This is a genomic window from Aliiruegeria lutimaris (assembly GCF_900099935.1).
In the GTDB taxonomy this organism is placed as follows: Bacteria; Pseudomonadota; Alphaproteobacteria; order Rhodobacterales; family Rhodobacteraceae; genus Tropicimonas; species Tropicimonas lutimaris.
This window is the reverse complement of record NZ_FNEK01000061.1, coordinates 1-24,081: the sequence shown is the minus strand read 5'-3', so window position 1 is coordinate 24,081 and position 24,081 is coordinate 1. Positions and strand designations below refer to the sequence as shown.

General features: G+C 63.2%; 27 protein-coding genes and 1 riboswitch. Of the genes, 20 read left to right on the top strand and 7 right to left on the bottom strand.

Annotation, left to right across the window (positions count from 1 at the left end; all coding sequences use genetic code 11):
* Position 1: 1 nt before the first annotated feature.
* Together fabB and fabA are read right to left on the bottom strand one after the other, a co-directional pair.
* Positions 2-1,231: a beta-ketoacyl-ACP synthase I gene (gene fabB / locus BLR85_RS21175; protein WP_093162010.1), complete on the bottom strand. Its 1,230-nt coding sequence runs from the start codon at positions 1,229-1,231 to the stop codon at positions 2-4.
* A gap of 29 nt (positions 1,232-1,260) precedes the next feature.
* Entirely contained in the window at positions 1,261-1,773 is a 513-nt protein-coding gene (gene fabA, locus BLR85_RS21170; protein WP_093162007.1) for a bifunctional 3-hydroxydecanoyl-ACP dehydratase/trans-2-decenoyl-ACP isomerase, read from the bottom strand.
* 174 nt (positions 1,774-1,947) lie between these two features.
* Here fabA and irrA point away from each other — a divergent pair, with 174 nt between their 5' ends.
* Positions 1,948-2,364: an iron response transcriptional regulator IrrA gene (gene irrA, locus BLR85_RS21165; RefSeq protein ID WP_093162004.1), complete on the top strand. Its 417-nt coding sequence runs from the start codon at positions 1,948-1,950 to the stop codon at positions 2,362-2,364.
* Between the two features lie 249 nt (positions 2,365-2,613).
* Here the strand turns inward: irrA and BLR85_RS21160 are convergent, their stop codons facing one another.
* On the bottom strand, positions 2,614-2,883 hold the full coding sequence (locus BLR85_RS21160; RefSeq protein WP_093162001.1) for a hypothetical protein: 270 nt from the start codon (positions 2,881-2,883) through the stop codon (positions 2,614-2,616).
* Between the two features lie 243 nt (positions 2,884-3,126).
* A complete protein-coding gene (locus tag BLR85_RS21155; protein WP_093161998.1) occupies positions 3,127-3,990 on the bottom strand; it encodes a hypothetical protein in 864 nt (287 codons plus the stop codon).
* Between the two features lie 139 nt (positions 3,991-4,129).
* Here BLR85_RS21155 and miaB point away from each other — a divergent pair, with 139 nt between their 5' ends.
* Positions 4,130-5,452, top strand: a complete 1,323-nt coding sequence (gene miaB, locus BLR85_RS21150) for a tRNA (N6-isopentenyl adenosine(37)-C2)-methylthiotransferase MiaB (protein WP_093161996.1) — start codon at positions 4,130-4,132, stop codon at positions 5,450-5,452.
* Between the two features lie 121 nt (positions 5,453-5,573).
* Here the strand turns inward: miaB and BLR85_RS21145 are convergent, their stop codons facing one another.
* Entirely contained in the window at positions 5,574-5,900 is a 327-nt protein-coding gene (locus tag BLR85_RS21145) for a hypothetical protein (protein WP_093161993.1), read from the bottom strand.
* A 386-nt stretch (positions 5,901-6,286) separates the two neighbouring features.
* On the opposite strand from BLR85_RS21145, the gene BLR85_RS21140 reads away from it, so the two are divergent.
* The 18 genes from BLR85_RS21140 to BLR85_RS21055 all read left to right on the top strand — a co-directional run bounded on the left by BLR85_RS21140 (position 6,287) and on the right by BLR85_RS21055 (position 23,292).
* Positions 6,287-7,303: a PhoH family protein gene (locus tag BLR85_RS21140; protein ID WP_093161990.1), complete on the top strand. Its 1,017-nt coding sequence runs from the start codon at positions 6,287-6,289 to the stop codon at positions 7,301-7,303.
* 253 nt (positions 7,304-7,556) lie between these two features.
* Positions 7,557-8,057, top strand: a complete 501-nt coding sequence (gene ybeY, locus BLR85_RS21135; RefSeq protein WP_093161987.1) for an rRNA maturation RNase YbeY — start codon at positions 7,557-7,559, stop codon at positions 8,055-8,057.
* 38 nt (positions 8,058-8,095) lie between these two features.
* Positions 8,096-9,007 (top strand): hemolysin family protein, encoded by a 912-nt coding sequence (locus BLR85_RS21130; protein WP_093161984.1) that lies wholly within the window; start codon positions 8,096-8,098, stop codon positions 9,005-9,007.
* A gap of 10 nt (positions 9,008-9,017) precedes the next feature.
* Entirely contained in the window at positions 9,018-10,547 is a 1,530-nt protein-coding gene (gene lnt / locus BLR85_RS21125) for an apolipoprotein N-acyltransferase (protein ID WP_093161981.1), read from the top strand.
* A 29-nt stretch (positions 10,548-10,576) separates the two neighbouring features.
* Positions 10,577-10,629, top strand: a riboswitch (SAM-SAH riboswitch).
* 3 nt (positions 10,630-10,632) lie between these two features.
* Complete coding sequence (gene metK / locus BLR85_RS21120) at positions 10,633-11,802, top strand: methionine adenosyltransferase (RefSeq protein ID WP_093161978.1); 1,170 nt, start codon at positions 10,633-10,635, stop codon at positions 11,800-11,802.
* Positions 11,803-12,115: 313 nt separating this feature from the next.
* Positions 12,116-12,838, top strand: coding sequence for a tRNA (guanine(46)-N(7))-methyltransferase TrmB (gene trmB, locus BLR85_RS21115; RefSeq protein ID WP_093161975.1), 723 nt, complete (start codon positions 12,116-12,118; stop codon positions 12,836-12,838).
* Between the two features lie 60 nt (positions 12,839-12,898).
* Positions 12,899-14,251, top strand: coding sequence for a 3-phosphoshikimate 1-carboxyvinyltransferase (gene aroA / locus BLR85_RS21110; RefSeq protein WP_093161972.1), 1,353 nt, complete (start codon positions 12,899-12,901; stop codon positions 14,249-14,251).
* 117 nt (positions 14,252-14,368) lie between these two features.
* Positions 14,369-14,980, top strand: a complete 612-nt coding sequence (locus tag BLR85_RS21105) for a (d)CMP kinase (protein ID WP_093161969.1) — start codon at positions 14,369-14,371, stop codon at positions 14,978-14,980.
* A gap of 15 nt (positions 14,981-14,995) precedes the next feature.
* Complete coding sequence (locus BLR85_RS21100) at positions 14,996-15,991, top strand: aldo/keto reductase (protein WP_093161966.1); 996 nt, start codon at positions 14,996-14,998, stop codon at positions 15,989-15,991.
* Between the two features lie 290 nt (positions 15,992-16,281).
* Positions 16,282-17,961 (top strand): 30S ribosomal protein S1, encoded by a 1,680-nt coding sequence (gene rpsA, locus BLR85_RS21095; protein WP_093161963.1) that lies wholly within the window; start codon positions 16,282-16,284, stop codon positions 17,959-17,961.
* A gap of 437 nt (positions 17,962-18,398) precedes the next feature.
* Complete coding sequence (gene ihfB / locus BLR85_RS21090; RefSeq protein ID WP_093161961.1) at positions 18,399-18,686, top strand: integration host factor subunit beta; 288 nt, start codon at positions 18,399-18,401, stop codon at positions 18,684-18,686.
* An 11-nt stretch (positions 18,687-18,697) separates the two neighbouring features.
* Positions 18,698-19,063 carry a LapA family protein gene (locus BLR85_RS21085; protein ID WP_093161958.1) on the top strand — a complete coding sequence of 122 codons (366 nt, stop codon included), beginning with the start codon at positions 18,698-18,700 and terminating at the stop codon, positions 19,061-19,063.
* A gap of 4 nt (positions 19,064-19,067) precedes the next feature.
* The gene (locus BLR85_RS21080; protein WP_093161955.1) at positions 19,068-19,712 is read left to right on the top strand and encodes a phosphoribosylanthranilate isomerase; all 645 of its coding nucleotides are present in this window, start codon (positions 19,068-19,070) and stop codon (positions 19,710-19,712) included.
* Positions 19,709-20,158 (top strand): GNAT family N-acetyltransferase, encoded by a 450-nt coding sequence (locus tag BLR85_RS21075; protein WP_212635123.1) that lies wholly within the window; start codon positions 19,709-19,711, stop codon positions 20,156-20,158. Before BLR85_RS21080 ends, BLR85_RS21075 begins: the two co-directional genes overlap by 4 nt.
* A gap of 147 nt (positions 20,159-20,305) precedes the next feature.
* Positions 20,306-21,538 (top strand): tryptophan synthase subunit beta, encoded by a 1,233-nt coding sequence (gene trpB / locus BLR85_RS21070; protein ID WP_093161952.1) that lies wholly within the window; start codon positions 20,306-20,308, stop codon positions 21,536-21,538.
* 214 nt (positions 21,539-21,752) lie between these two features.
* Positions 21,753-22,247: a hypothetical protein gene (locus BLR85_RS21065; protein WP_093161949.1), complete on the top strand. Its 495-nt coding sequence runs from the start codon at positions 21,753-21,755 to the stop codon at positions 22,245-22,247.
* A 111-nt stretch (positions 22,248-22,358) separates the two neighbouring features.
* Positions 22,359-22,757 carry a PepSY domain-containing protein gene (locus BLR85_RS21060; RefSeq protein ID WP_139188489.1) on the top strand — a complete coding sequence of 133 codons (399 nt, stop codon included), beginning with the start codon at positions 22,359-22,361 and terminating at the stop codon, positions 22,755-22,757.
* Positions 22,750-23,292, top strand: coding sequence for a helix-turn-helix transcriptional regulator (locus BLR85_RS21055; protein WP_244520816.1), 543 nt, complete (start codon positions 22,750-22,752; stop codon positions 23,290-23,292). Before BLR85_RS21060 ends, BLR85_RS21055 begins: the two co-directional genes overlap by 8 nt.
* Here BLR85_RS21055 and BLR85_RS21050 read toward each other — a convergent pair.
* Together BLR85_RS21050 and BLR85_RS21045 are read right to left on the bottom strand one after the other, a co-directional pair.
* Entirely contained in the window at positions 23,272-23,658 is a 387-nt protein-coding gene (locus tag BLR85_RS21050; RefSeq protein ID WP_093161940.1) for a DUF2237 family protein, read from the bottom strand. The two genes, BLR85_RS21055 and BLR85_RS21050, sit on opposite strands and share 21 nt — an antisense overlap.
* 114 nt (positions 23,659-23,772) lie before the next feature.
* A partial coding sequence (locus BLR85_RS21045) for a transposase (protein ID WP_170844569.1) occupies positions 23,773-24,081 on the bottom strand: 309 nt, incomplete at its 5' end.

The window sequence follows — 24,081 nt, the reverse complement described above, 5'->3', positions numbered from 1 at the left end:
TTTATCCGCCATATTTCGAGAGCAACATGGACCCGTTGGTTCCACCGAAGCCAAAGGAGTTGGTCATTACCGTATCGAGGCCAGCATTTTCCACCAGCGCGGTGGCGATTTCCTCGGGCTTCAACGCCGGGTCCAGCTCGGTGACGTTGATCGAGGGCGCAATGAAGTCGTTCTTGAGCATCAGCAGGCAGAAGACGGCTTCCATCGCGCCGGCGGCCCCCTGAGCGTGTCCGGTCATCGACTTGGTCGAGGAGACCGGCGGCGTGGAGCCTTCGCCGAAGACGCGGCGCACCGCTTCGATCTCGCCCACATCGCCGACGGGCGTCGAGGTCCCGTGGGCGTTGATATAGGAAACGCTACGGCCCTCGGGGATGGTTTCGAGCGCAAGGCGCATGGCGCGCTCGCCGCCCTCTCCGGAGGGAGCGACCATGTCATGGCCGTCGGAGGTGGCGGCAAAGCCCGTCACCTCGGCATAGATCTTGGCGCCGCGCGCCTTTGCGTGCTCCAGCTCTTCGAGCACGACGATGCCCCCGCCGCCACCGATGACGAAACCGTCGCGGGTGGCGTCGAAGGCGCGCGAGGCCGTTTCCGGCGCGTCGTTATACTTGGAGGACATCGCGCCCATCGCGTCGAAGAGGCAGCTGAGCGTCCAGTCCAGCTCCTCGCCGCCGCCGGCGAACATCACGTCCTGCTTGCCCATCATGATCTGCTCGGAGGCGTTGCCGATGCAATGCAGCGAGGTCGAGCAGGCCGAGGTGATGGAGTAGTTGATGCCCTTGATCTTGAAGGCCGTCGCGAGGTTGGCCGAGATCGTGGAGGACATGCATTTTGGCACCGCGAAGGGGCCGATGCGCTTGGTCGCGCCGGTTTTCAGCACGGTCTGATGCGCGGCCAGCATGGCCGAGGTCGACGGCCCGCCGGAGCCCGCGACCAGCCCGGTGCGCACGTTGACCACGTCGCTCTCTTCCAGCCCCGCATCCGCAATGGCCTGGCTCATGGCGATATATGCAAAGGCGGCGCCGGGACCCATGAAGCGCAGGGTGCGCTTGTCGATATGCTCGGCGGTGTCGATCTTCAGCTTGCCGGAGACCTGCGAGCGAAAGCCATGTTCGGCCATCGCCTCGTCAAAGGAAATGCCGGAGGTGCCGGCTTTCAGGTTGGCGGTGACTTCATCGGCGGAATTGCCGATCGGGGACACGATGCCCAGCCCGGTGACGACGACGCGACGCATGGATGGATCTCCTTGAGATCGTTTGCAGATCAGGATTCAGCTTCGGCCAGGCCGACTTTCAGCCCGGTCACGTTGTAGATTTCTTCGCCGTCGGCGAACACCTTGCCATTGGCCACACCCAGCTTGAGCTTGCGGTCGATGATGCGGGTATAGTCGATCTTGTAGGTGATCATCTTGGTCGTTGGACGGACCATTCCGGAGAACTTCACCTCGCCCGCGCCGATGGCAAAACCCTGGCCCTTCATGCCGCGCCAGCCGAGGCCGAAGCCGGTAAGTTGCCAGAGGCCATCGAGGCCAAGGCAGCCGGGCATGACCGGGTTGCCGGGGAAATGGCAGGGGAAGAACCACAGATCTGGATCGATGTCGAACTCGGCGACGATATGGCCCTTTCCGAACTCGCCACCATCCTCGGAGATCTCGGTGATCCGGTCGGCCATGAGCATCGGCGGAAGCGGCAACTGGGCATTGCCCGGGCCGAACATCTCGCCGCGGCCACAGGCCAGCAGGTCTTCCTTGTCGAAATGCGTTTTTCTGTCAGCCATATGCCTGCCTCCCATGCGCCATCAGCGTGCTTGGCGCTCACTATCACCCCCCATGCGCGCGGCGCAAGGGGGACGCGGGTGGGGAGGCGCGGCTTTATGGGGGCCGTTTTCAATTGAAATCCGAGGCAAAATGGTCATATTCAAGCAATCTGGCGGGAACAGAAAAGCGATATCATGTCCACTACGGAAACTCAGCGCGGATCGGAATGGCTCGAACGTGGAGGGCTGCGCCCGACGCGGCAACGGCTTTCGCTGGCGACGCTGCTGATCGGGGACGGCAAAAACCGCCACGTGACCGCCGAAAGCCTGTTCGAGGCCAGCCGGTTAACCGGCGAGAAGGTCTCGCTGGCCACCGTCTACAACACGCTCAAGGCCTTCTGTGACGCGGGCCTTATGCGCGAGATCACCGTGGACGGCACCAAGAGCTATTTCGACACCTACACGGCCGACCACCCGCATTTCTACTGGGAGGACAGCCAGTCGCTCAGCGATGCGCCGGCCTCCGAGCTGGAAATCTCCCGCCTGCCGAATGCGCCCGAGGGCGCGGAAATCGCCAGCGTGGACGTGGTGATCCGCCTGCGTCGGAAGTAATCCGAGCTTTCTATCGTTCTGAACTGCAGCCGGGCGCGAGCCTGCCCGTGGGGTGGCGCTTTGACCTGCGTTCAGGGCGGTTTATCATGGCAAATCCTGACAAGGCTTGAGCGACGCGCGGGCGTATCCAAAACGCCAGCCCGCCATGCCTTTGCCACCGTGGAACGCGGCAGGTACCCACCTTCGTGACCTGCGGTCATGTGCAAGAGATGCCGAGCACTCAGAAATTCACCAGCCCCGATCAGAAGCTCAGGCGCCGCCTTCGACCTCTATGTAAATTTCGATCGGGTCAATCACCGTGTGCTGTGCCTTGCTGGCTGCGGCCTCCGGCGATCCGAGTATGGTCTTCATCTTTTCCAGATCCACGTCTTCAAAGATGATTGACACGCGATCCTGGTCGGAGTGCCTGAAAATCCGGTGGCCCGAACAGAAGCCGGAGAAGGTTTTCGTCCGCACTTCTCCTCCGCCCAGCCATGTATCCATGTTCCCGACCGCATGTGTCACAACAACCTTAGTCATTGGGGCTCCCCCTGTTTCTGCCGTGCTCTTTGTTCGCCGCGGCAGTTAACAATCTAACAGATCCGGTTGAGAATCCCTACAACTCACGAATAGGTTGGCCTTGTATCCAGTGCGGACCGAAACAACCCGCCCAAACCATGCAGTTGAGAATGGTCGTTATTGTACCGCCTTGCGGGTTCAGCGCGACTAGCTTCCTGACCATGACAAGGCTCCCAGTCGAAACCGCTCGGATTTCTCGTCGCTTCAAAACCACTGCCCCGGTTCCATCAGCCCCAGTTCCATCAACTGCCGGGAGGACCACTCGAACTTCACCGAGTTGTGCCAGCAGAAGCTGCGGATATCGTGTTTCGAGCCGGGGTTGAGCTTGAGCGCCTTGGCCGTCCGGAAGGAACAGACCGACGCCGTCAGATTGTGATGCCAGGGGCAGGAATAGGTGTTGTATTCTTCGTCGTCGAAGGTGAAATCCGTCCGCAATTTCAGGCTGGGGCGCGTGCGGAAGAGCGAGATGCGGTCGATCCGGCGGCGCGCTTTCGGCACGTGCTCCTCGAAGCGCCAGCGCAGCCCGCCGTGGAAATCGAGTTGGCGCTCTTTCGGCCCGCCCTCGCCGGGGCGTTCCAGCGCGAAATAGCCCACCCGGTCCAGATGCGCGTCCTCCAGCGAGACGGCGTTGGGGTGGGCGCCGAGATCGGTCGCGTAAAGATCGACCACATAGGTCAGCATCGCGTCCCGCCGCTCCTCGGTGTGGAAGGTCAGCATTTCGCCAACAGTCCGGCTCTCGCAGAAGGGGAAATGCAGGTACTCGGCATTGTAGCAGTAATGCATCCACGTGCCCGCCGGCGCGGCGGCGATGAGGCGGTTCATCGGCTGGCTCAGCGCGTCGTCGCGATGCGGGTCGTTGGGGATGTAATAGACATTGTCATGCAGCACCGTGGGTGGGCGCACGTTGGGCGGATGCAGCAGGATGGAGCTGCGGAAGCCGATCTTAAGGACATGCTCCAATGTCGAGACCAGTTCCACCGCGTCCTCGGCCAGCACCACGGCAACGGGGCCACGGGCCAGCACGTCCGCGCGCTCTTTGAGGAAATGGTCTATGTCTCGGAACTGCATGGGGCCTGCCGGGGGATGCCTTTTCGGTCTGTGATCGCACAGTAGGGTTAATGCGGGGTTCCGCGCAATGGGGGCTGCGGCGTTGCGGTGCGCGTCCGCTTGCGCTATGCCGCCCGCCAGCGATCAGGAGAGTGACCCGATGAGCGACGCGCCCAAGAAGCTCTATATCAAGACCTATGGCTGTCAGATGAATGTCTATGACAGCGAGCGCATGGCCGAGGCCCTGGGCGGGCAGGGCTATGAGCAGGTCGACAGCCCCGAGGGCGCCGACATGATCCTGCTCAACACCTGTCATATCCGCGAGAAGGCGGCAGAGAAGGTCTATTCCGAGCTTGGCCGCTACAAGGGGCTGAAAGCCGCCAATCCCGATCTGAAGATCGGAGTGGCGGGCTGCGTGGCGCAGGCCGAGGGCGCAGAGATCATGCGCCGCCAGCCGATGGTGGACCTCGTGGTCGGCCCGCAGAGCTATCACCGCCTGCCGGAAATGGAGGCGAAGACGCAGCAAGGCGAGAAGGCGCTCGATACCGATTTCCCGGAGGAGCTGAAATTCGACCACCTGCCGAAGGGGCGCAAGGCGAAGCGCGGCCCGACCGCCTTCCTGACGGTGCAGGAGGGCTGCGACAAGTTCTGTGCCTTTTGCGTGGTGCCGTATACGCGCGGTGCCGAGGTCTCCCGCCCTGTCTCCCGTGTTCTGCGTGAGGCCGAAGGGCTGGTCGAACAGGGCGTGCGCGAGATCACCCTGCTGGGCCAGAACGTGAATGCCTATCACGGGCAGGAAGGCGGCGAGGATTGGGGGCTGGCGCGGCTCATCCGGCGGCTGGCCGAGATCGACGGGCTGGACCGGATCCGCTTCACCACCTCGCACCCGAACGACATGGAAGACGACCTGATCGCCGCCCATGGCGATTGCGAGAAGCTGATGCCGTACCTGCACCTGCCGGTGCAATCAGGCTCCGACCGGATTTTGAAGCGGATGAACCGGGGCCATACGGCCGAGGAGTATCTCCGCCTGATCGAACGTATCCGCGCGGCACGGCCCGATATCCTGATGTCGGGCGATTTCATCGTCGGCTTCCCGGAGGAGACCGAAGAGGATTTCCAGGCGACGATGGATCTGGTCGAGGCGGTGAATTACGGCCAGTGCTTCTCGTTCAAATACTCCGCCCGCCCGGGCACGCCGGCCGCCGAACGTCCGCTGGTGGATCAGGCGGCCGCCGATAACCGGCTGCAGCGGCTTCAGGCCCTGCTGACGACGCAACAGCGCGCGGCGCAGGACGCGATGGTCGGTCGCGAGGTTGGGGTACTGTTCGAGAAGGCCGGACGCTTGCCGGGGCAGATGGTCGGCAAATCCGATCACCTTCACGCGGTCCATGTGCAATGCGACGTGCCAGTCGGTACGCTCGCCCGCGTGCGGATCACCGAAAGCGGGCCGAATTCGCTCGGCGGTACGCTGCTCGGGTAATTCACGCTACGCAGCCATCGCTTGCAATGGCGGAGCCTTTCGCCGTGTATCGGAAACCAAAGAAAGGCACCGCGTTTGCGCGGCGCCTTCGTCTAAACGTTTCAGGAGCGATAGAGCCGCATCAGCGGCGCGGCGGGCTCTCACGAAGGATCTGGCGCAGGGCGTTGATCCTGTGTTCCCCATCGCGGACGCCGCGGATGTCGCGGCAAATCCGCTCTCCGATTGAGGCGGCTTCCGGATAGCTATAGCCGATCTCGACCAGATCCTCGATGAATACCGGGTTCGGGCGGTCCCATGCGACGACATTGGTGAACGCGCCGCGGTAGCAGCTCACGTTGATCTGGTGCGGGTTGTTGTCCACGGGAGAATCCAGGCTGTCGGCAAGGGCCGCCGATGCCATCGGTAGTGCAAGGCCGGTCACGAGAGCGGCGATAATCGTCTTTTTCATAGATTCCGTCCTTCCAGTTTTCAACGAGCAGTCCGCACGGCAAATTGGTGCCGCCCCCAAGGACTTGCACGAAATTCCACGAATATCTTGCCGATCTTAACTTTTGAGCCGAATTTGTGAAGCGGCACATATGGAAACGATCTATTTCCTGTTTGTTTTCATGTATTTTTGACGTATTCCGAACAATCCGCGGCTCGGGCAGGGGCGTGCCAGCCCCGGGGTAAGCGTCCCGCGCAATAGCGCGGTAGCACAATATCTACGGTATCTGTCGGTGTGGTGCCGTCTATTTTGTGTCACAGAGATGATTTTTGCCCCGAGGCGCTTGCCAGAAACTCAAAGCCCCGGCAGCATGGAACAAAGATCACACGAGCAGTGGAGTCGCATTTTTGGGAATCAGCGCCCTGACCGATCCGACCAGAGCCGAAGAGATCATCGAAACGCCTCTGGAGTTTCCCGATAATCGCCTGCTGGTCGAGCTATGCGGAGAGTTCGACCGCAACCTCTCGCAGATCGAGCATCAGCTTGGCCTCCAGATCATTCGCCGGGGCAACCAGCTGGCATTGATCGGGGATGGTGAGAGCCGGGCGCGCGGTGCCGTGATCCTGCAGGAGCTTTATGAAAGGCTGGAGGCGGGGCGCTCGCTGGAACCCGGTGATATTGACGGAGCGATTCGGCTCGGTACGCTTGAGGACAAGGCTGCGCCGCGCGCGGGCGACCAACTGGAGATGTTCCAAGGCGGCCATGTCGAGATCAAGACCCGCAAGAAGATCGTCGAGCCGCGCACCGCCGCCCAGAAGGCCTATGTGCGCAGCCTGACCAGCAACGAGCTTTGTTTCGGTATCGGCCCGGCGGGTACGGGCAAGACCTATCTCGCCGTCGCGGTGGCTGTGAACCTGTTCATCAACGGCCATGTCGACCGGATCATCCTGTGCCGTCCGGCGGTCGAGGCGGGCGAGCGACTCGGCTTCCTGCCTGGCACGCAGGAGGAGAAGGTCGATCCCTACATGCAGCCGCTTTACGATGCGTTGAACGATTTTCTGCCGAGCAAGCAGGTGGCAAAGCTCAAGGAAGAGAAGAAGATCGAGATCGCGCCGCTGGCCTTCATGCGCGGGCGTACCCTTGCCAATGCGGCGGTGGTGCTGGACGAGGCGCAGAACGCCACGACGATGCAGATGAAGATGTTCCTGACCCGGCTTGGCGACGGCTCGCGCATGGTGGTCACCGGTGACCGTTCGCAGGTGGACCTGCCGCGCGGGGTGATGAGCGGGTTGATGGAGGCCGAGAAGCTGCTCAAGGGTGTGGACGGGATCGCTTTCAACTATTTCACTTCCAAGGATGTCGTGCGTCATCCGTTGGTGGCCAAGATTATTGATGCCTATGACGTGGAATACGCGCAGGGCTGAGCCCTCCGCGCTGGTGTGAGTAGGTGGATGGGGGCGCTGCCCCCACGCGCTCTCTCGAGCGCCTCCCCCGGGATATTTGTCGTCAGAAGAAATCGGGCGAGTATTTGCTGTTTTTATCCGGAGCTCTCCTTTTCGGGGGGAAACGTAAGGCCGGCATATTCCCTTGACCGAATTGGAGCGTGGGCGCTTGAATTGCGTGGACCTTGCGTGGGCATGTTGCTATGGGCCTGTCGGTTTGATGCCGAGAGGGGCCATGGAGACAATCGTTGATGTCGTGATCGAGGCGGAGGCATGGGAGGTGATTGGCTTGCGTGAACTGGCCGAGCGCGCGGTGCGGACGAGCTTGCGCCACCTTGAATTGCCGGAGGAGGCCGAGGTTGCGGTTCTGGCCACGGATGATGCCCGAATTAAGCTGCTTAACGCCGATTTCCGAGCCAAGGAAACGGCCACCAACGTGCTATCCTGGCCCTCCGAGGATCTTTCGGCCGACAATCCTGGTGGCCAGCCATACCTGCCCGAAGCGGATTTCCCCGGCGAGCCGGCCTTTCTCGGCGATATCGCGCTTGCATGGGAAACCTGCAACCGGGAAGCGGTTGAAGCAGACAAGCCGTTCGAGGCACATGTCAGCCATCTTGTTGTTCACGGCCTATTACATCTGTTGGGTTATGATCACATATCTGACGAAGATGCGGTCTTGATGGAACGGATCGAGGTTGAGATACTTGGAAAACTCGGTCTGCCGGACCCATATTAGGGCTATCCGGCCGAGGCCGATCATTTTGGAAAGGTAAGATGGGCGACACAGCCGACGGTTCTCCTAGCGCAGCGCATTGCGCGCAGGAAACCCAGATAACCCCGAGAAAGGGGATGCTCCGCCGGATTGCGGGGCTGTTCACCGGCGGTGAGGCCGCTCTATCGGAACAGGCCAAGGTGGCTGTCGACGGTCCGGAGACGGATGTGCCGGAAACAACGCCCCGAGGGATGGCCAACCTGCGCAGCATGCGGGTGGAAGACGTTGCCATTCCGCGCGTCGAGATCGTGGCCGTGCCGGTGGAAATCGACCTGGACGCGTTGATCGAAGCCTTTCGGGAAAGCGGCAATACCCGCCTTCCGGTTTACGATGGCACGATCGACAGCCCGATCGGATTGGTCCACCTCAAGGATGTCGCATTGCGGCATGGCTTCAACGGGAAGCATTCGGAGGATTTCGATCTGCGTGCGATGCTGCGCCCCTTGATCTATGCGCCCCCCTCGATGCCTATCGGGGTCTTGCTGCAGAAGATGCAGGCGGACCGGCGGCACATGGCGCTGGTGATCGACGAATATGGCGGTGTCGACGGGCTGGTGACGATCGAGGATCTGATCGAGCAGGTGATCGGCGAGATCGTGGACGAGCATGACAGCGAGGAGGAGGCGTTCTGGACCGAGGAACGGCCGGGCTGCTACCTCGCTTTCGCCAAGGCGCCGCTGGAGGAATTCGAGGCCGAGATCGGCCTGAAACTCGTCGATGCCGAGGACGAGGAAGATGTCGATACGTTGGGCGGGCTGGTCTTCATGGAAATAGGCCGCGTGCCCGCGCGCGGCGAGGTGATCCCGCACCCTTCCGGCACGCTTTTCGAAGTGATCGACGCCGATCCGCGGCGCATCAAGCGGTTGCGCGTGCGCTTGCCGGGATCGGCGCCGATGCGGCCGGCGGCGGAATAGGCGCGTCTGGATGAATCTTGAGAGGACGGTCCAGTCCCGACGCGGCGGACTTTCGCTGGCATTCGGGCTGGGCTTGCTCTGCGCTGCGGGACAGGCGCCGCTCGGCTGGGCCTGGCTGTCACTGGCGGCCCTCGCCGTGGCGATTGCCCTGCTGACATTGCCCGAGCGCTGGCAGGTCGTGGCCTGGCGGGGCTGGGCGTTCGGGACCGGATATTTCGCCGGTGGCCTGTTCTGGATTGTCGAACCGTTCCTGGTGGATCTGCCGCGGCATGGCTGGATGGCGCCCTTTGCGCTGGTATTTCTGGCCGGCGGGCTGGCGCTGTTCTGGGCGGCGGCCTTCGGGCTGGCGGCGCGGTTCGGCCGAAGGCGGGTCTTGCGCATTGGCTGGCTGGTCCTGTTGCTGACAGGCGCGGAGATCCTGCGTTCCTTCCTCTTCACTGGCTTTCCCTGGGTGTTGATCGGCCATATCTGGATCGGGGCACCGCAGATGCAGTTCGCCGCCCTCGCAGGCGCCCATGGCTTGACCTTGTTCACGCTGATTGCGGCTGCCATGCCGGCGCTGTTCGGGGCACGGCGCGCGGTGCTGGGCGTGATTGCCGGGGCGGCTCTGGCATCCTTGCCGGCGGGATATGGGCATTTCCGGCTGCCGCCCGGACCCGTGGTCCCCGCCGAGCCGGCACAGGTGATCCGTCTGGTGCAACCCAACGCGCCCCAGCACGAGAAATGGGATCCGGACCTCGTGCCGCTTTTCTACCAGCGCCAGCTCGACCTGACATCGGTGGATCCGGTGCCGGGCCAGAAGCGTCCCGATGTAATCATCTGGCCTGAGACCTCTATTCCATGGCTGTTGCAATATGCCGAACCGGCCTTTGCCGAGATGGCGGAGGCAGCGCAGGGCGCGCAGATCCTCGTTGGCCTGCAGAAGCAGAGCGCCGAGGGTGCCTGGTTCAACACCATGGCCGTGCTGGCTCCGGATGGGACGGTGGAAGACAGCTACGACAAGCACCATCTCGTACCTTTTGGGGAGTACATGCCGCTGATGCATGTCTTTGCCCGCTGGGGCGTCTTCGGCCTCGCGGCCAACGAGACGGGCGGCTACACGGCCGGTCCGGGGCCGGCGCTTCTGAATCTTGGGACGGCGGGGCAGGTGCTGCCGCTGATCTGTTACGAGGCGATTTTTCCCAACGATATCGCGCGTGCACCGGGACGGGCGGACTGGCTGGTCCAGATCACCAACGACGCCTGGTTCGGGCAGGTTGCCGGACCGTGGCAACATCTGGCGCTGGCCCGGCTCAGGGCGGTGGAACAAGGGCTGCCGATGCTGCGGGCGGCCAATACCGGCATCTCCGCTGCGATCGACCCTTATGGGCGCGTGATCGCCGCGCTGCCCATGGGACGGGCCGGGAAACTGGATGTCGTTTTGCCGGCGCCTCTTGCGCCGACTTTTTACGCGCAGCACGCGGATCTGCCCGTATTCCTGTTTCTCGCGGTGCTCTTCTTTTCGCTCGTGGCCTTTTCCCGGAAAACGCATTTTGGTTGACGCCGACCGAGCAGCAGAATATGTGTTCTCTTTTGCCACAACGGCTTCCTGGCGTGGCACCAGATTTGGACGTAATGGAGCAATCATGTCCCGAAAGAGTTATATCTTCACCTCCGAATCCGTGTCGGAGGGCCACCCAGACAAGGTCTGTGATCGGATTTCCGATGCCGTGCTGGACGCGTTCATCGCCGAGGAGCCAACCGCCCGCGTAGCTTGCGAGACCTTTGCAACGTCGGGCATGGTCGTGATCGGCGGCGAGGTGGGCCTTTCCGACGAGGAACGGCTCAAGACCTATATGGGCTCGATCAGCCAGATCGCGCGCGACTGCATAAAGGATATCGGCTACGAGCAAGAGCAGTTCCACTGGAACACCTGCCGGGTGCTGAACTTCCTGCATGAGCAGTCTGCGCATATCGCTCAGGGCGTTGACCGCGACGGCGCGGGCGACCAGGGGATCATGTTCGGCTACGCTGTGACCGAGACGCCGGAACTCATGCCAGCCCCGATCCAGTATTCGCACGCGATCCTGCGGCGGCTGTCGGAGGCTCGCAAGGCAGGCGAGGCGCCGAGCTTGCGACCCGATGCCAAGTCCCAGCTGTCCATCCGCTACGAGGATGGCAAGCCGGTCGAGGTAACATCGATCGTGCTCTCCACCCAGCACGCCGACGAGAGCCAGACGAGCGACGACATCCGCGCCATCGTAGAGCCTTATATCCGCGAGGTTCTTCCGACCGACTGGATTTCCGAAAAGACCGAATGGTGGGTCAACCCGACGGGCACTTTCGTGATCGGTGGACCCGACGGTGATGCCGGCCTGACAGGGCGCAAGATCATCGTCGATACCTATGGCGGTGCGGCCCCCCATGGCGGCGGCGCCTTCTCCGGCAAGGACCCGACCAAGGTCGACCGCTCGGCTGCCTATGCCGCGCGCTACCTGGCCAAGAATATCGTCGCTGCCGGCATGGCCGAGCGCTGCTCGTTGCAGCTCTCCTATGCCATTGGCGTGGCGCATCCGCTCTCGATCTATGTGGATACCTATGGCACCGGCGTGGTCGGCGAAGCGGAAATCGAAGCGGCCGTCGGCAAGGTGATGGATCTCACTCCGCGGGGCATTCGATCGCATCTTGACCTGAACAAGCCGATTTACCAGCGCACCGCGGCCTACGGCCATTTCGGCCGCGCGCCGGATGCCGATGGCGGCTTCAGCTGGGAGCGTACGGACTTGGTCGAGGATCTGAAGAAGGCGATTGTCTGAACAGTCGGAAACTGGAGTATCCGTTCTGCTGGTTTGAATAGGGGGCGCGGGTGCGCCCTCTTTTTCGGCGGGCCGCTCCGCGTGGGAACGATCCTTTGGATCGTGCCTCCGGCGGGGATATTTCGGGTCAGAAGAAATCCCGCGTGTCGCATTGACTTCTTCTGACGTAAAATATCCCGGGGGTTTGGGGGCAGCGCCCCCAAACAGCGCCGCCTTTGCCACACCTTCGAGCGGTGTTGCAAGAAGGTGCCGGCAACAGGATTGGTGCCACAAAGCTTGACCCGCGCGCCGGGCTCTGCAAAAGGGGCGCGCCATGTCCGACAAGAATCCCGACACCGCTCCCACCGGCGCCCCCCGGCGCAATTTCTATGGACGCCGCCACGGCAAGACGCTGCGGCCGAGTCAGCAGGGCTATCTCGAGGAAGACCTCGCGCAGCTCTCGCCGGGCCCCGTTGACTGGGATGTGAACCCGGAGCGCAGGCCACTGGATCTCGACGCGCTGTTCGGCGGCAAGGATGTCTGGCTGGAGATCGGTTTCGGCGGCGGCGAGCATATGGTGCACCAGGCCGTCACCCACAAGCAGGTCGGCATCATCGGCTGCGAGCCTTTCATCAACGGCGTCGCCATGTTGCTGGGCAAGATCCGGGCGGCCGGTGCGGAAAATATCGCCGTGCATCCGGGCGATGCGCGCGACATGTTCGACGTGCTGCCCAAAGCTTCTATTTCGCGCGCCTTCCTGCTTTATCCCGATCCATGGCCGAAGAAGAGACACCACCGCCGCCGCTTCGTGACGCCGGAACATCTCGAACCGCTGGCGCGCGTTCTGAAACCTGGCGCGGTGCTGAGGGTGGCGACCGATATTCCCGACTATGTCCGTCAGACGCTCGAACAGGTGCCGCGCCAAGGTTTCACATGGACCGCCGAGGGACCTTCGGATTGGCGCGCGCCCTGGGATGACTGGATCTCGACCCGTTACGAGCAGAAAGCGCTGCGAGAGGGTCGCACGCCGCATTACCTGACCTTTCTGCGAAGCTGAATCTGGACCCGCCCGCGGCACTGGGCTAAGCCGCTGCGGCAACAGGTGAAGGAGGGGCAGATGTCGTCACATGGATCTGCGCAGAAGATGACCGCCCGCGCGAGCGGGCCGCTCACGGGCACGGCGCATGTGCCGGGCGACAAGTCGATCTCGCACCGCGCGCTGATCCTTGGCGCGATGGCGGTAGGCGAGACCCGCATCACCGGCCTGCTCGAAGGCGAGGACGTGCTGGACACCGCCAAGGCCATGGCGGCGCTTGGCGCGGACGTCAACCAGCTCGGCCCCGGCGAGTGGTCGGTGCATGGCGTCGGCGTCGGCGGGTTCTCCGAACCGGAAGACGTGATCGATTGCGGCAACTCCGGCACCGGCGTGCGTCTGATCATGGGCGCCATGGCCACGACGCCGATCAGCGCGACCTTCACCGGCGATGCCTCGCTGCGCTCCCGCCCGATGGGGCGGGTGACCGATCCGCTGGCGTTGTTCGGTGCGCAGGCCGTGGGCCGCGCGGGCGGCAAGTTGCCGATGACGATCGTTGGTGCGACCGATCCGCTGCCGGTGGACTACGTCACGCCGATGGCCTCCGCGCAGGTGAAATCGGCGGTGCTGCTGGCCGGGCTCAACGCGCCGGGCCAGACCGTCGTGACCGAACGTGCCGCCACGCGCGATCATACCGAGCGGATGCTCCGCGGATTCGGCGCCGAAGTGGTGACGGAGCAGACGGAGGATGGCTACCGGATCACCCTGACCGGTCAGCCGGAGTTGAAACCACAGGAGATTACCGTGCCGCGCGACTCGTCCTCGGCGGCCTTCCCGGTCTGTGCCGCGCTGGTCGTGCCGGGCTCGGACGTGCTGGTGCCCAATATCGGGCTGAACCCGACTCGCGCCGGCCTCTTCACCACGCTGCGCGAGATGGGGGCGAACCTGACATTCGAGAACGAACGCGAGGAGGGGGGCGAGCCGGTGGCCGACCTGCGCGCACGTTTTTCGCCGACCATGAAGGGCATCGAGGTGCCCGCCGAACGCGCACCCGCGATGATCGACGAATACCCAATCCTCTCCGTCGTCGCCGCCAATGCCGAGGGCATCACCCATATGCCCGGCGTGCATGAGTTGCGGGTAAAGGAAAGCGACCGGATCGACGCGATGGCCGTGGGGCTGCGCGCCTGTGGCGTCACGGTTGACGAAACCGAGGACAGCTTCACGGTCCATGGTCTTGGCGCGGGCGGGGTTCCCGGCGGCGCGACGGTTGCGGCGCGGCTCGATCACCGCATTGCCATGTCCTTCCTCATTTGCGGCATGGCGGCGCAAGAGCCGGTATCGGTCGATGATGGGAGCCCGATTGCGACCTCCTTCCCGATTTTCGAGCCGCTGATGGCGGAGCTTGGGGCCCAGATCGTGCGTTCCAACGGTTGAGCGCAGCGCCGGCGCCCTGTGTCGCCGGGGCCGGAACAGGGCGGCGCTTTGCGCCATATTCCCCTTGCCGCGCCAATGAGCTAAGACGAACGTCCACCACTTGAGGAGGCGTTGGAAATGAGTCTCACAGTCGCCATCGATGGTCCGGCTGCGGCGGGAAAGGGCACCATAGCCCGTGCCGTGGCCGCACATTTCGGTTTTGCGCATCTCGATACCGGGCTGCTCTACCGGGCCGTCGGGCGGCGGGTGCTGGACGGGATGGACCCGATCGAGGCCGCGCAAACGTTGAGATCCGAGCATTTCGCCGATGCCGATGTGCTGCGGATGCCGGATGTCGCGCAGGCCGCCAGTCAGGTCGCGGCGATGCCCGAGGTGCGCGCCGCACTTGTCAGTTTCCAGCGCGCCTTTGCCCGCCGGCAGGGTGGCGCGGTGCTGGACGGGCGCGATATCGGTACGGTGATCTGTCCCGATGCCGAGGTGAAGCTCTTCGTGACCGCCACCGACGAGGTGCGTGCCAGGCGCCGTTACGAGGAACTGCTCGGCAAGGGGCAGAAGGTGACGCTGGAGGAAGTCGCCGCGGATCTGGCGCGCCGCGACCAGCGCGATTCCGGTCGCAAGACCGCGCCCATGACCCCAGCGAACGATGCCCAGCTTTTCGATACGACGACCATGTCCATCGACGAAGCGGTTGCCAAGGCAATCGCTGCGGTAGAAGCTGCGCAGGGCTGAAACCGGGAGCAAGCCATGCAACAAAGGAAAATGGGCGCCGACGGGCCGGCGATCTCGGCTCTCGGGATCGGGGCCATGTCCTTCACCAATGTCTACGGGCCGACAGACGAGGCGCAATCCTTCGCGCTGCTCGATGCTGCGCTCGAAGCCGGTGTGACCCATCTCGACACCGCCAATGTCTATGGTCGGGGACGCTCGGAAACGGTGATCGGAAACTACCTTGCGGCGCGGGGCGCCGAGACGCGGGAGCGTTTCCACATCGCCACAAAGGCGGCTATCCGGGCCGAGGATGGGCGCCGGTGGTTCGATAATTCTCGCGAGCATCTGGAAGGAGAGCTCGACAAGAGCCTGACGCGGCTCGGAACCGATGCGGTGGATCTCTTCTACGTCCACCGGCGGGATCCCGATGTGCCGATCGAGGAGGTCGTCGGAACGCTCACGCGGCTGGTCGAAGCCGGCAAGACGCGCGGCTTCGGCTTCTCCGAGATTGCGCCCTCTTCGCTGCGACGCGCGGCCTCGGTGGCGCCGGTGGCGAGCATACAATCCGAATACTCGCTCTGGACCCGCGGTCCGGAGCTGGGTCTCGTGCAGGCCTGCGCAGAACTGGGCACAACGCTCGTCGCCTTTTCGCCCGTGGGCCGCTCGATGCTGACCGATCACCCGATTCCGATGGAGCGGATGGGCGAATGCGACCTGCTGCCCGAGATGCCGCGTTTCCAGGAGCCGAACTACTCCGCCAACATGGCCATCGCCGACGGGTTCCGGGCGCTTGCCGCTGAGATGGGCCTGCCCGCGGCGGGGCTGGCGATTGCCTGGCTGCTGGCGCAGGGCGACCACATCGTACCGATTCCCGGCACGCGCTCGGTGGATCATTTCCACGAGTTCGTCGCCGGGACCAAGGCTGCGCTGACGCCCGAGGACCTGGCACGGATCGAACAGGTGCTTCCAGTCGGCTGGGCGCATGGCGAACGGTATTCCAAGGCGCAATGGGTGGGGCCCGAAATTTACTGAAACGGGCGGTGGCCGTTTGCGCCTCTGTTTGGCGAAGCGGAAAACGTGCCAATTTTCGGCGGTTTTCCTGCAAACAAAGGGGAGTCACCCGCCTACACCCTTGCTCAGCGAGCGCGGACCCCTTATACAGCGCGGCGTCACCCAAAGGCGGTTACGTCGGGACACACGCAGGGTCGGGGCAACCTCCGGCCCTGATGTCGTTCCTCCTTTCGTCTTTTTCGACCAATCCCAAGACCGGCGGAGACAACCGCTCGGCCAGATAAAGCGTAAAGTAAAGGAAACACATCTATATGTGCGCTAAAGCAACCATGGACGAATTCGAAGCCCTTCTGAAGGAAAGCTTCGAAATCGACACCCCCAACGAAGGTTCCGTCGTCAAAGGCACCGTGATCGCCATCGAGGCTGGTCAGGCCATCATCGACGTGGGCTACAAGATGGAAGGCCGTGTCGACCTCAAGGAATTCGCAGATCCGGGCGAAGCCCCGGAAATCGCCGTCGGCGATGCCGTCGAGGTTTTCCTCGACCGCGTCGAGAACGCCCGTGGCGAAGCCGTCATCTCGCGTGACAAGGCCCGCCGTGAAGAGGCCTGGGACCGTCTCGAGAAGGCCTATGCCGACGAGGCCCGCGTCGAAGGCGCGATCTTCGGCCGCGTCAAGGGCGGCTTCACCGTCGATCTCGGCGGCGCCGTGGCCTTCCTGCCCGGTTCGCAAGTGGACGTCCGCCCCGTGCGCGATGCCGGCCCGCTCATGGGCCTCAAGCAGCCGTTCCAGATCCTCAAGATGGACCGTCGTCGTGGCAACATCGTTGTCTCGCGTCGCGCGATCCTCGAAGAGTCCCGCGCCGAGCAGCGCGCCGAGGTTATCGGCAAGCTGGCTGAAGGCGATGCGGTCGACGGCGTGGTCAAGAACATCACCGAATACGGTGCGTTCGTTGACCTCGGCGGCGTTGACGGCCTGCTGCACGTCACCGACATGGCCTGGCGCCGTGTGAACCACCCCTCCGAGATCCTGTCGATCGGCGAGACCATCAAGGTCCAGGTCATCAAGATCAACAAGGAAACCCACCGTATCTCCCTCGGCATGAAGCAGCTGCAGGACGATCCGTGGAACTCCGTGGAAGCCAAGTTCCCGCTTGAGTCGGTTCACACCGGCCGTGTCACGAACATCACCGACTACGGTGCGTTCGTCGAGCTGGAGCCGGGCGTCGAGGGCCTGGTGCACGTCTCCGAGATGTCCTGGACCAAGAAGAACGTCCACCCGGGCAAGATCGTTTCCACCTCGCAGGAAGTGGAAGTCATGGTTCTCGAGATCGATACCGCGAAGCGTCGCGTGTCGCTCGGTCTCAAGCAGACCATGCGCAACCCGTGGGAGCTCTTTTCCGAGAGCCATCCGGAGGGCACCGAGGTCGAGGGCGAGGTCAAGAACATCACCGAGTTCGGTCTGTTCATCGGCCTGCCGGGCGATATCGACGGCATGGTTCACCTCTCCGACCTCAGCTGGGATCAGCGCGGCGAGGAAGCCATCCAGGAATACCGCAAGGGCGACGTCGTCAAGGCCGTGGTCACCGAGGTGGACGTGGACAAGGAGCGCATCTCGCTCTCCATCAAGGCACTGGGCGGCGACAAGTTCGCCGAAGCCACGGGCAGCGTGAAGCGCGGCTCGATCATCACCGTTGGCGTCACCGCCATCGAGGATGGCGGCATCGAGGTGGAATACGAGGGCATGAAGTCCTTCATCCGCCGCTCCGACCTGTCCCGCGACCGTGCCGAGCAGCGCCCCGAGCGCTTCCAGGTCGGCGACAAGGTCGATGTGCGCGTCACCAATATCGACAGCAAGACCCGTCGTCTTGGCCTGTCGATCAAGGCCCGCGAGATCGCCGAAGAGCGTGAAGCCGTCGAGCAGTTCGGTTCGTCCGACTCCGGTGCTTCGCTCGGCGACATCCTCGGTGCGGCGCTCAAGGGCGACGAATAATCCGTCATCCGGATTTTGTGAGATTGGAAACCCCGCGGTCTGGCCGCGGGGTTTTCGTTTGCCCGGGCGCGCGTTGCACGCGCGGGAACGATCCTGCGGATCGTGCCTCCGGCGGAAGTATTCCTGCGGATCGTGCCTCCGGCGGAAGTATTTGGAGAAAGATGAACGAGTCTTGTCCTCCTGTTTTGCAGCGTTCCAGCGTCGCAATCCCGCGCCAAGCTCAGGCGATTCGAACTCTGCGCGACAAGGCTTTTGCACGCGTTTGAAGCTGTAAGAGACGGAATTTTGGGTTTTCTCGCCTTTTATCGGGGCGTTACGTCCGAGAAACTCGCTTTGGGGCCGACCTTTTCCATTCACGTTCCAGAAAAATGCCGTATAGTCGGTCGAGCGACATGAACGGTGCGCCGTCGAATTTCGGGCGGGTGCGGGGGAGACACATGATTAGATCCGAACTGATCCAGATTCTTGCCGAGGAAAACCCTCACCTCTTTCAACGGGACGTTGAAAAGATCGTGAATACGGTCTTCGAGGAGATCATTGACGCCATGGCGCGGGGCGATCGTGTCGAACTGCGCGGTTTCGGCGCCTTTTCCGTGAAGAAAAGGGATGCGAGGACAGGACGGAATCCACGCACCGGAGATGCGGTGGACGTGGAGGAAAAACACGTGCCGTTCTTCAAGACCGGGAAACTTCTGCGGGACCGGCTGAACGGCGAGGAAACCTGAGGGGGCGCTAGATGCGTTATATCCGTTACGTTCTTGTGGGGTCGATTGTTGCGGCCCTCGTCGTCGTGGCCATGGCAAACCGGGGATTCGTGACGTTGACGGTTCTGCCAGAGCCGCTGGCGAATCTGGCGAACTGGAATTTCTCCATCGATCTGCCGCTCTTCATCGTCGCCCTTGGGGGCGTCGCTGTCGGACTTCTGCTGGGTTACCTGCTGGAGTGGATCCGCGAGAGCAAGCATCGCTCCGAGGTGTCCAAGCGCCAGCGCCAGGTCAAGCAGCTCCACCGCGAGGTCAGCCAGCTGAAGGCGGAGAAGAACAAGGGCAAGGACGACGTGCTTGCCATTCTGGACGAGGCGGCGACCCGCAAGGCCAGCTGATCCCATGAACAACGACATCCGCGTGAAAATCTGCGGCCTGACCCGGCCGCAGGATCTGATCGCCGTGGCATCCGCCGGGGCGGCGTATGCCGGTTTCGTGTTTTTCGCGAAGTCTCCGCGGCATCTTGACGTGGAAGCCGCGCGTGCCCTTGCGCTGGAGGCGCCGGTGGGGCTCGCCAAGGTGGCGTTGACGGTGAATGCCTCCGATGCGGAACTTGAGCGGATCGTCGAGGCGGTGCCGCTCGACATGTTACAACTGCACGGTTCGGAAAGCCCGGAGCGCGTGGCCGAACTGCGCGACCGTTTCGGTCTGCCAATCATGAAGGCGGTGGGCGTGGCGAGCGAGGCGGATCTGCCGGCACTGGTCGAGTATGGCCGTGTGGTGGACCAACTTCTGGTCGATGCCAAGCCGCCCAAGGGAGCGGAGCTTCCCGGCGGCAACGGGCTCGCCTTTGACTGGCGCTTGATCGCCGGGCGGCGCTGGCCGGTGCCGTGGATGCTCGCGGGCGGCCTGACGCCGCAAAATGTGCGCGAGGCGATACACCTTACTGGCGCGCGGCAGGTCGATGTATCCTCGGGCGTGGAGAGCGCGCCCGGCGTGAAGGATGCCGCACGGATCGCCGCCTTCGTCGAGGAAGCGATGGCGTGAGTGTGACCTGGCGCGAGGCGAGGCGGGAAGACGTGCCTGCGATTGTCGCGATGCTGGCGGACGATGTCCTGGGGCAGGGGCGGGAGAGCGCGGATGCTGCGCCCTATTTCGCGGCCTTCGATGCAATGCAGGCAGAGGGCGGCAACCGGCTCATCGTGGGCGAGATCGACGGAGCCGTCGTTGCGACCTACCAGCTGACGATGATTTCCGGCCTGTCGCTCAAGGCGGCGCGTCGGGCGCAGGTTGAGAGCGTGCGCGTGGCCGCCGATCACCGGGGAAAGGGGCTGGGGGCGGCGTTGATGCAGGATGCCGAAGCGCGGGCGCGTGCGGGTGGTTGCGCGTTGATCCAGCTCACCTCGAACAAGGCGCGGGAGCGGGCACATGGTTTCTATTCCGATCTTGGCTATGTCGCCAGCCATGTCGGTTTCAAGAAGATCCTCACCTAGCGCGAGGCGAATGACCTTCCAGTGAAAGATCATGCCTCCGGCGGGGATATTTTTGGTCAGAAGAAGGGGGAGGGGATTTTCCCCGACCAGCGGTTTGTGTAGGGTCTGCGGACTGTCCGGCCGGGCGGTGGCAGAAGCGAGGTAGAGATGGCCCAGGATCTTTTCAATTCCTTCATGAGCGGACCCGACGAGAAGGGTCGGTTCGGCAAGTTCGGCGGGCGGTTCGTGTCCGAGACCCTGATGCCGCTGATCCTGGACCTGGAGGCGCAATACGAGTTTGCCAAGACAGACGAGAGCTTCTGGGCCGAGATGGACGATCTGTGGACGCATTATGTCGGCCGGCCCTCGCCGCTCTATTTTGCCGACCGTCTGACCGATCACCTGGGTGGGGCGAAGATCTATCTCAAGCGGGACGAGCTGAACCATACCGGCGCGCACAAGATCAATAACGTGCTTGGCCAGATCATCCTTGCCCGCCGCATGGGCAAGACCCGGATCATTGCCGAGACGGGCGCCGGCCAGCATGGCGTGGCGACGGCGACGGTTTGTGCCAAATTCGGGCTGAAATGCGTCGTCTACATGGGCGCGACCGATGTGGAGCGGCAAGCGCCGAACGTGTTCCGCATGAAGCTGCTGGGGGCCGAGGTGGTTCCCGTGACCTCCGGCCGGGGCACGCTCAAGGACGCGATGAACGACGCGCTGCGCGACTGGGTAACCAATGTGCGCGACACGTTCTATTGCATCGGCACGGTGGCCGGCCCGCACCCGTATCCGGCGATGGTGCGCGATTTCCAGTGCATTATCGGCAAGGAAGCCAAGGCGCAGATGCTGGAGCGCGAGGGCCGTCTGCCCGATACGTTGATCGCGGCCATCGGTGGTGGCTCCAACGCGATGGGCCTGTTCTACCCGTTCCTTGACGACAAGGATGTCAACATCATCGGCGTCGAGGCGGGCGGCAAGGGCGTGAACGCGAAGATGGAGCATTGCGCCTCGCTCACCGGCGGTCGTCCGGGGGTGCTGCATGGCAACCGGACCTACCTGTTGCAGGACGATGACGGGCAGATCCTGGAAGGGCATTCGATTTCGGCCGGGCTCGACTATCCCGGCATCGGGCCGGAGCATTCCTGGCTGCACGATATCGGCCGGGCGAAATATGTCTCGATCACCGACAAGGAAGCGCTGGCGGCTTTCCAACTCTGCTGTGAGTTGGAGGGAATCATCCCGGCGCTGGAGCCCTCCCATGCGTTGGCCCATGTGATCAAGATCGCGCCGGAGCTGCCGGCCGATCATATCATCTGCATGAACATGTGTGGTCGCGGCGACAAGGACATCTTTACCGTGGCTCGCGCGATCGGCGTGAATATGGGCGAGTCCGACTGATCGGCTTAGGCTTTAGGCTACCCCTTTCAGTGAATGACTGGCGTCCCGTTGGGGCGCTGTCGGTGTTGCTTCGGCACAGGGGCGCATAAACCTTGGTTTATGGGCCTCGGCGCCGGGGTTATTCCGGCGTGGCTAAACCTCCGGCGGATGGATCGCCACGCCGGCTTCCGTCACAATTGGGCCTATCGAGACTGCTCATTGACAGGAGGAAAAAATGACAGGCAAGGCCAAGAAAGTTCTTTCTCTGTCGTCTCTGCTCGCTGGAACCGCGCTGGTCTGGGCGGCGTCGGGTGTTGTCTCGCTGGCAACGCCAGATATGAACATGACTGCCGCGACGGGGCCTTGGGAAGTTTCCTACGGCGCCGGTCTGTCGATGACGGAGGGGCCGGGTGAATTCCTGCTCGCGGGGATGTCGGGAGAGTCTGCGAAGGGCGGCGATCAAGGTTCGGCCGGCAATGGCGGCGCGGGCGAAGCCCAAAGCGGTGATGACAAATCTTCCGTGGCAAGCGATACTACCGGCGATCTGGACCGCGACAGGCTCCGGCTTCGCGATGGTGACTGCGATGGAGATCAAGACGGTGACTGCGATCGCGACAGGGATCGCTTGCGGGACCGCGACTGTGATGGCGATCCCGACAAGGATTGCGATCAGGATCGCGACCGCGACCGGGACCGCGATGGCAGCAATGACGACGCAGACGAGAGCTAAGACCCGTGTTCGGACCACCGATGCCCCCCTAGGACTTCGGTCAAGCTCTCCAGGCGCCCGGCCCCCCGGACCGGGCGCCATTTTCGGATGAGAGGATTGGACATGTTTCGCATGCTGACAGCCAGTCTCGTCCTTCTCGCCCTCGGCGCATTGCCGGTGGCCGCCGAGAGCGCGCAGGCGCGGGTGGTCCGGGAATTGCGGGCCTTGGGATATACCGAGATCACCGGAAAGGAGACCTGGCTCGGACGGTACCGGATCGTCGCGACAGCGCCGGGCCAGAGCCGGGAGATCGTTCTGAACCCCTATACCGGCGAGGTTCTGCGCGATTACGTGCGCCATATCGTGCAGCCGAAGGACGGCCACAGGGGGACGGAACCTGCCCTGGAACCTCCACAGCTGGACGATAACGCTGACCAGAGCGGGAATATCGGCGATGGCGGCGCCGATGGCCAGAACTCTGGGGAAGCCGGGAACGGCGCCGGAAATAGCGGAAACAACGCGCATGAGTGAGAGCGCCCGAGCCGCGTCGAAGCGCCCCTTTCCAAGGGGCGTGATGGTTGCCGTTGTGGCATTCCAGGTGCTTGGGGCGATCTTCTTTTCCTATGACACGCTCGGGCCCTTGCTCGGGTTGCGCAGCCAGCCGCTGGACTGGCAACTGCACGAATTGATTGAAATCTGCGCCGCGGCCGGCCTGATCGTCGGGTCGGTCTTCGGCTTCGTGGTCCTGCGGCGCAGCGATGCCCGCAGGCAGGCTGCCGAGGAAAAGCTCTCGGCGCTGTCGGTTGCCTTCTGCGACATGCTGGAGACGCGGTTCGGCGACTGGCAGCTGACCCCGGCCGAGCACGACGTCGCCTTCCTTGTCATCAAGGGGTTCTCCACCCAGGAGATCGCCGGGTTCCGCCAGACCTCCCCGGGCACCGTGAAGGCGCAGACCGCCGCGATCTATCGCAAGGCGGGCGTTGGCGGGCGGGCACAACTCGTCAGCCTGTTGATCGATGACCTGATGGAAGCGGAGAGCCTGCCGCTACGGGTTCCGGCTGCCTGAGGTGGCGTGGGTGTAGAGCACCTCCAGCGGAACGATTTCCAGCGCACGGGCATGGGTGGAGAGCAGGTCGACCTTGGGTGCGCAGCCTTCGTCATGTGCCTGCAGGAAGCGGCCGGCGCAGAGGCACCAGCGGTCGCCAGGTTTCAGGCCGGGAAAGCGGAACTCCGGGCGCGGGGTGGACAGGTCGTTGCCGACATATTTCGAATAGGCCAGGAATTCGGCGGTCATGACGGCACAGACGGTGTGGCTGCCGCGGTCCTCGTCGCAGGTATTGCAGGCGCCGTCGCGAAAGAAGCCGGTCATGGGATCGGTGGAGCACGGGGAGAGTGCGCTGCCGAGCACGTTGGTCGAAGGGTCTTTCTGCATGGTCGATCCCGCCTGTTTCGCTGCAATCAGGATAGCGGAGAGACGGGATCTGTCGAGGGGCCGGTTCCCAAGCTTGCCCGTGTTGGGCTGGCGGCGAATTAGAGCGTGTCGCGTTTAATCGGCCTCATAGCCTGCGGCTTTGAAGTAGTTGTAGCATTCTTCGTCCGAGAAGAGGTTGCAGACCTGTCCGACGGCGGCCCAGAGTTGGTCATAGGTTCGCGCGGCGGCCTTCCTGATCAGTGTCTTGAGTTTCGAGAAGGCCATCTCGATGGGATTCAGATCTGGGCTGTAGGGTGGCAGGAACAGGAACCATGCACCAATCGCGCGTAGGGACGCCGCTGCGGCCGGGGCTTTGTGGCTCGACAGGTTGTCGAGTATGACAACGTCGCCTTCGCGCAGCGTCGGCCCCAGTTGGGTTTCGAT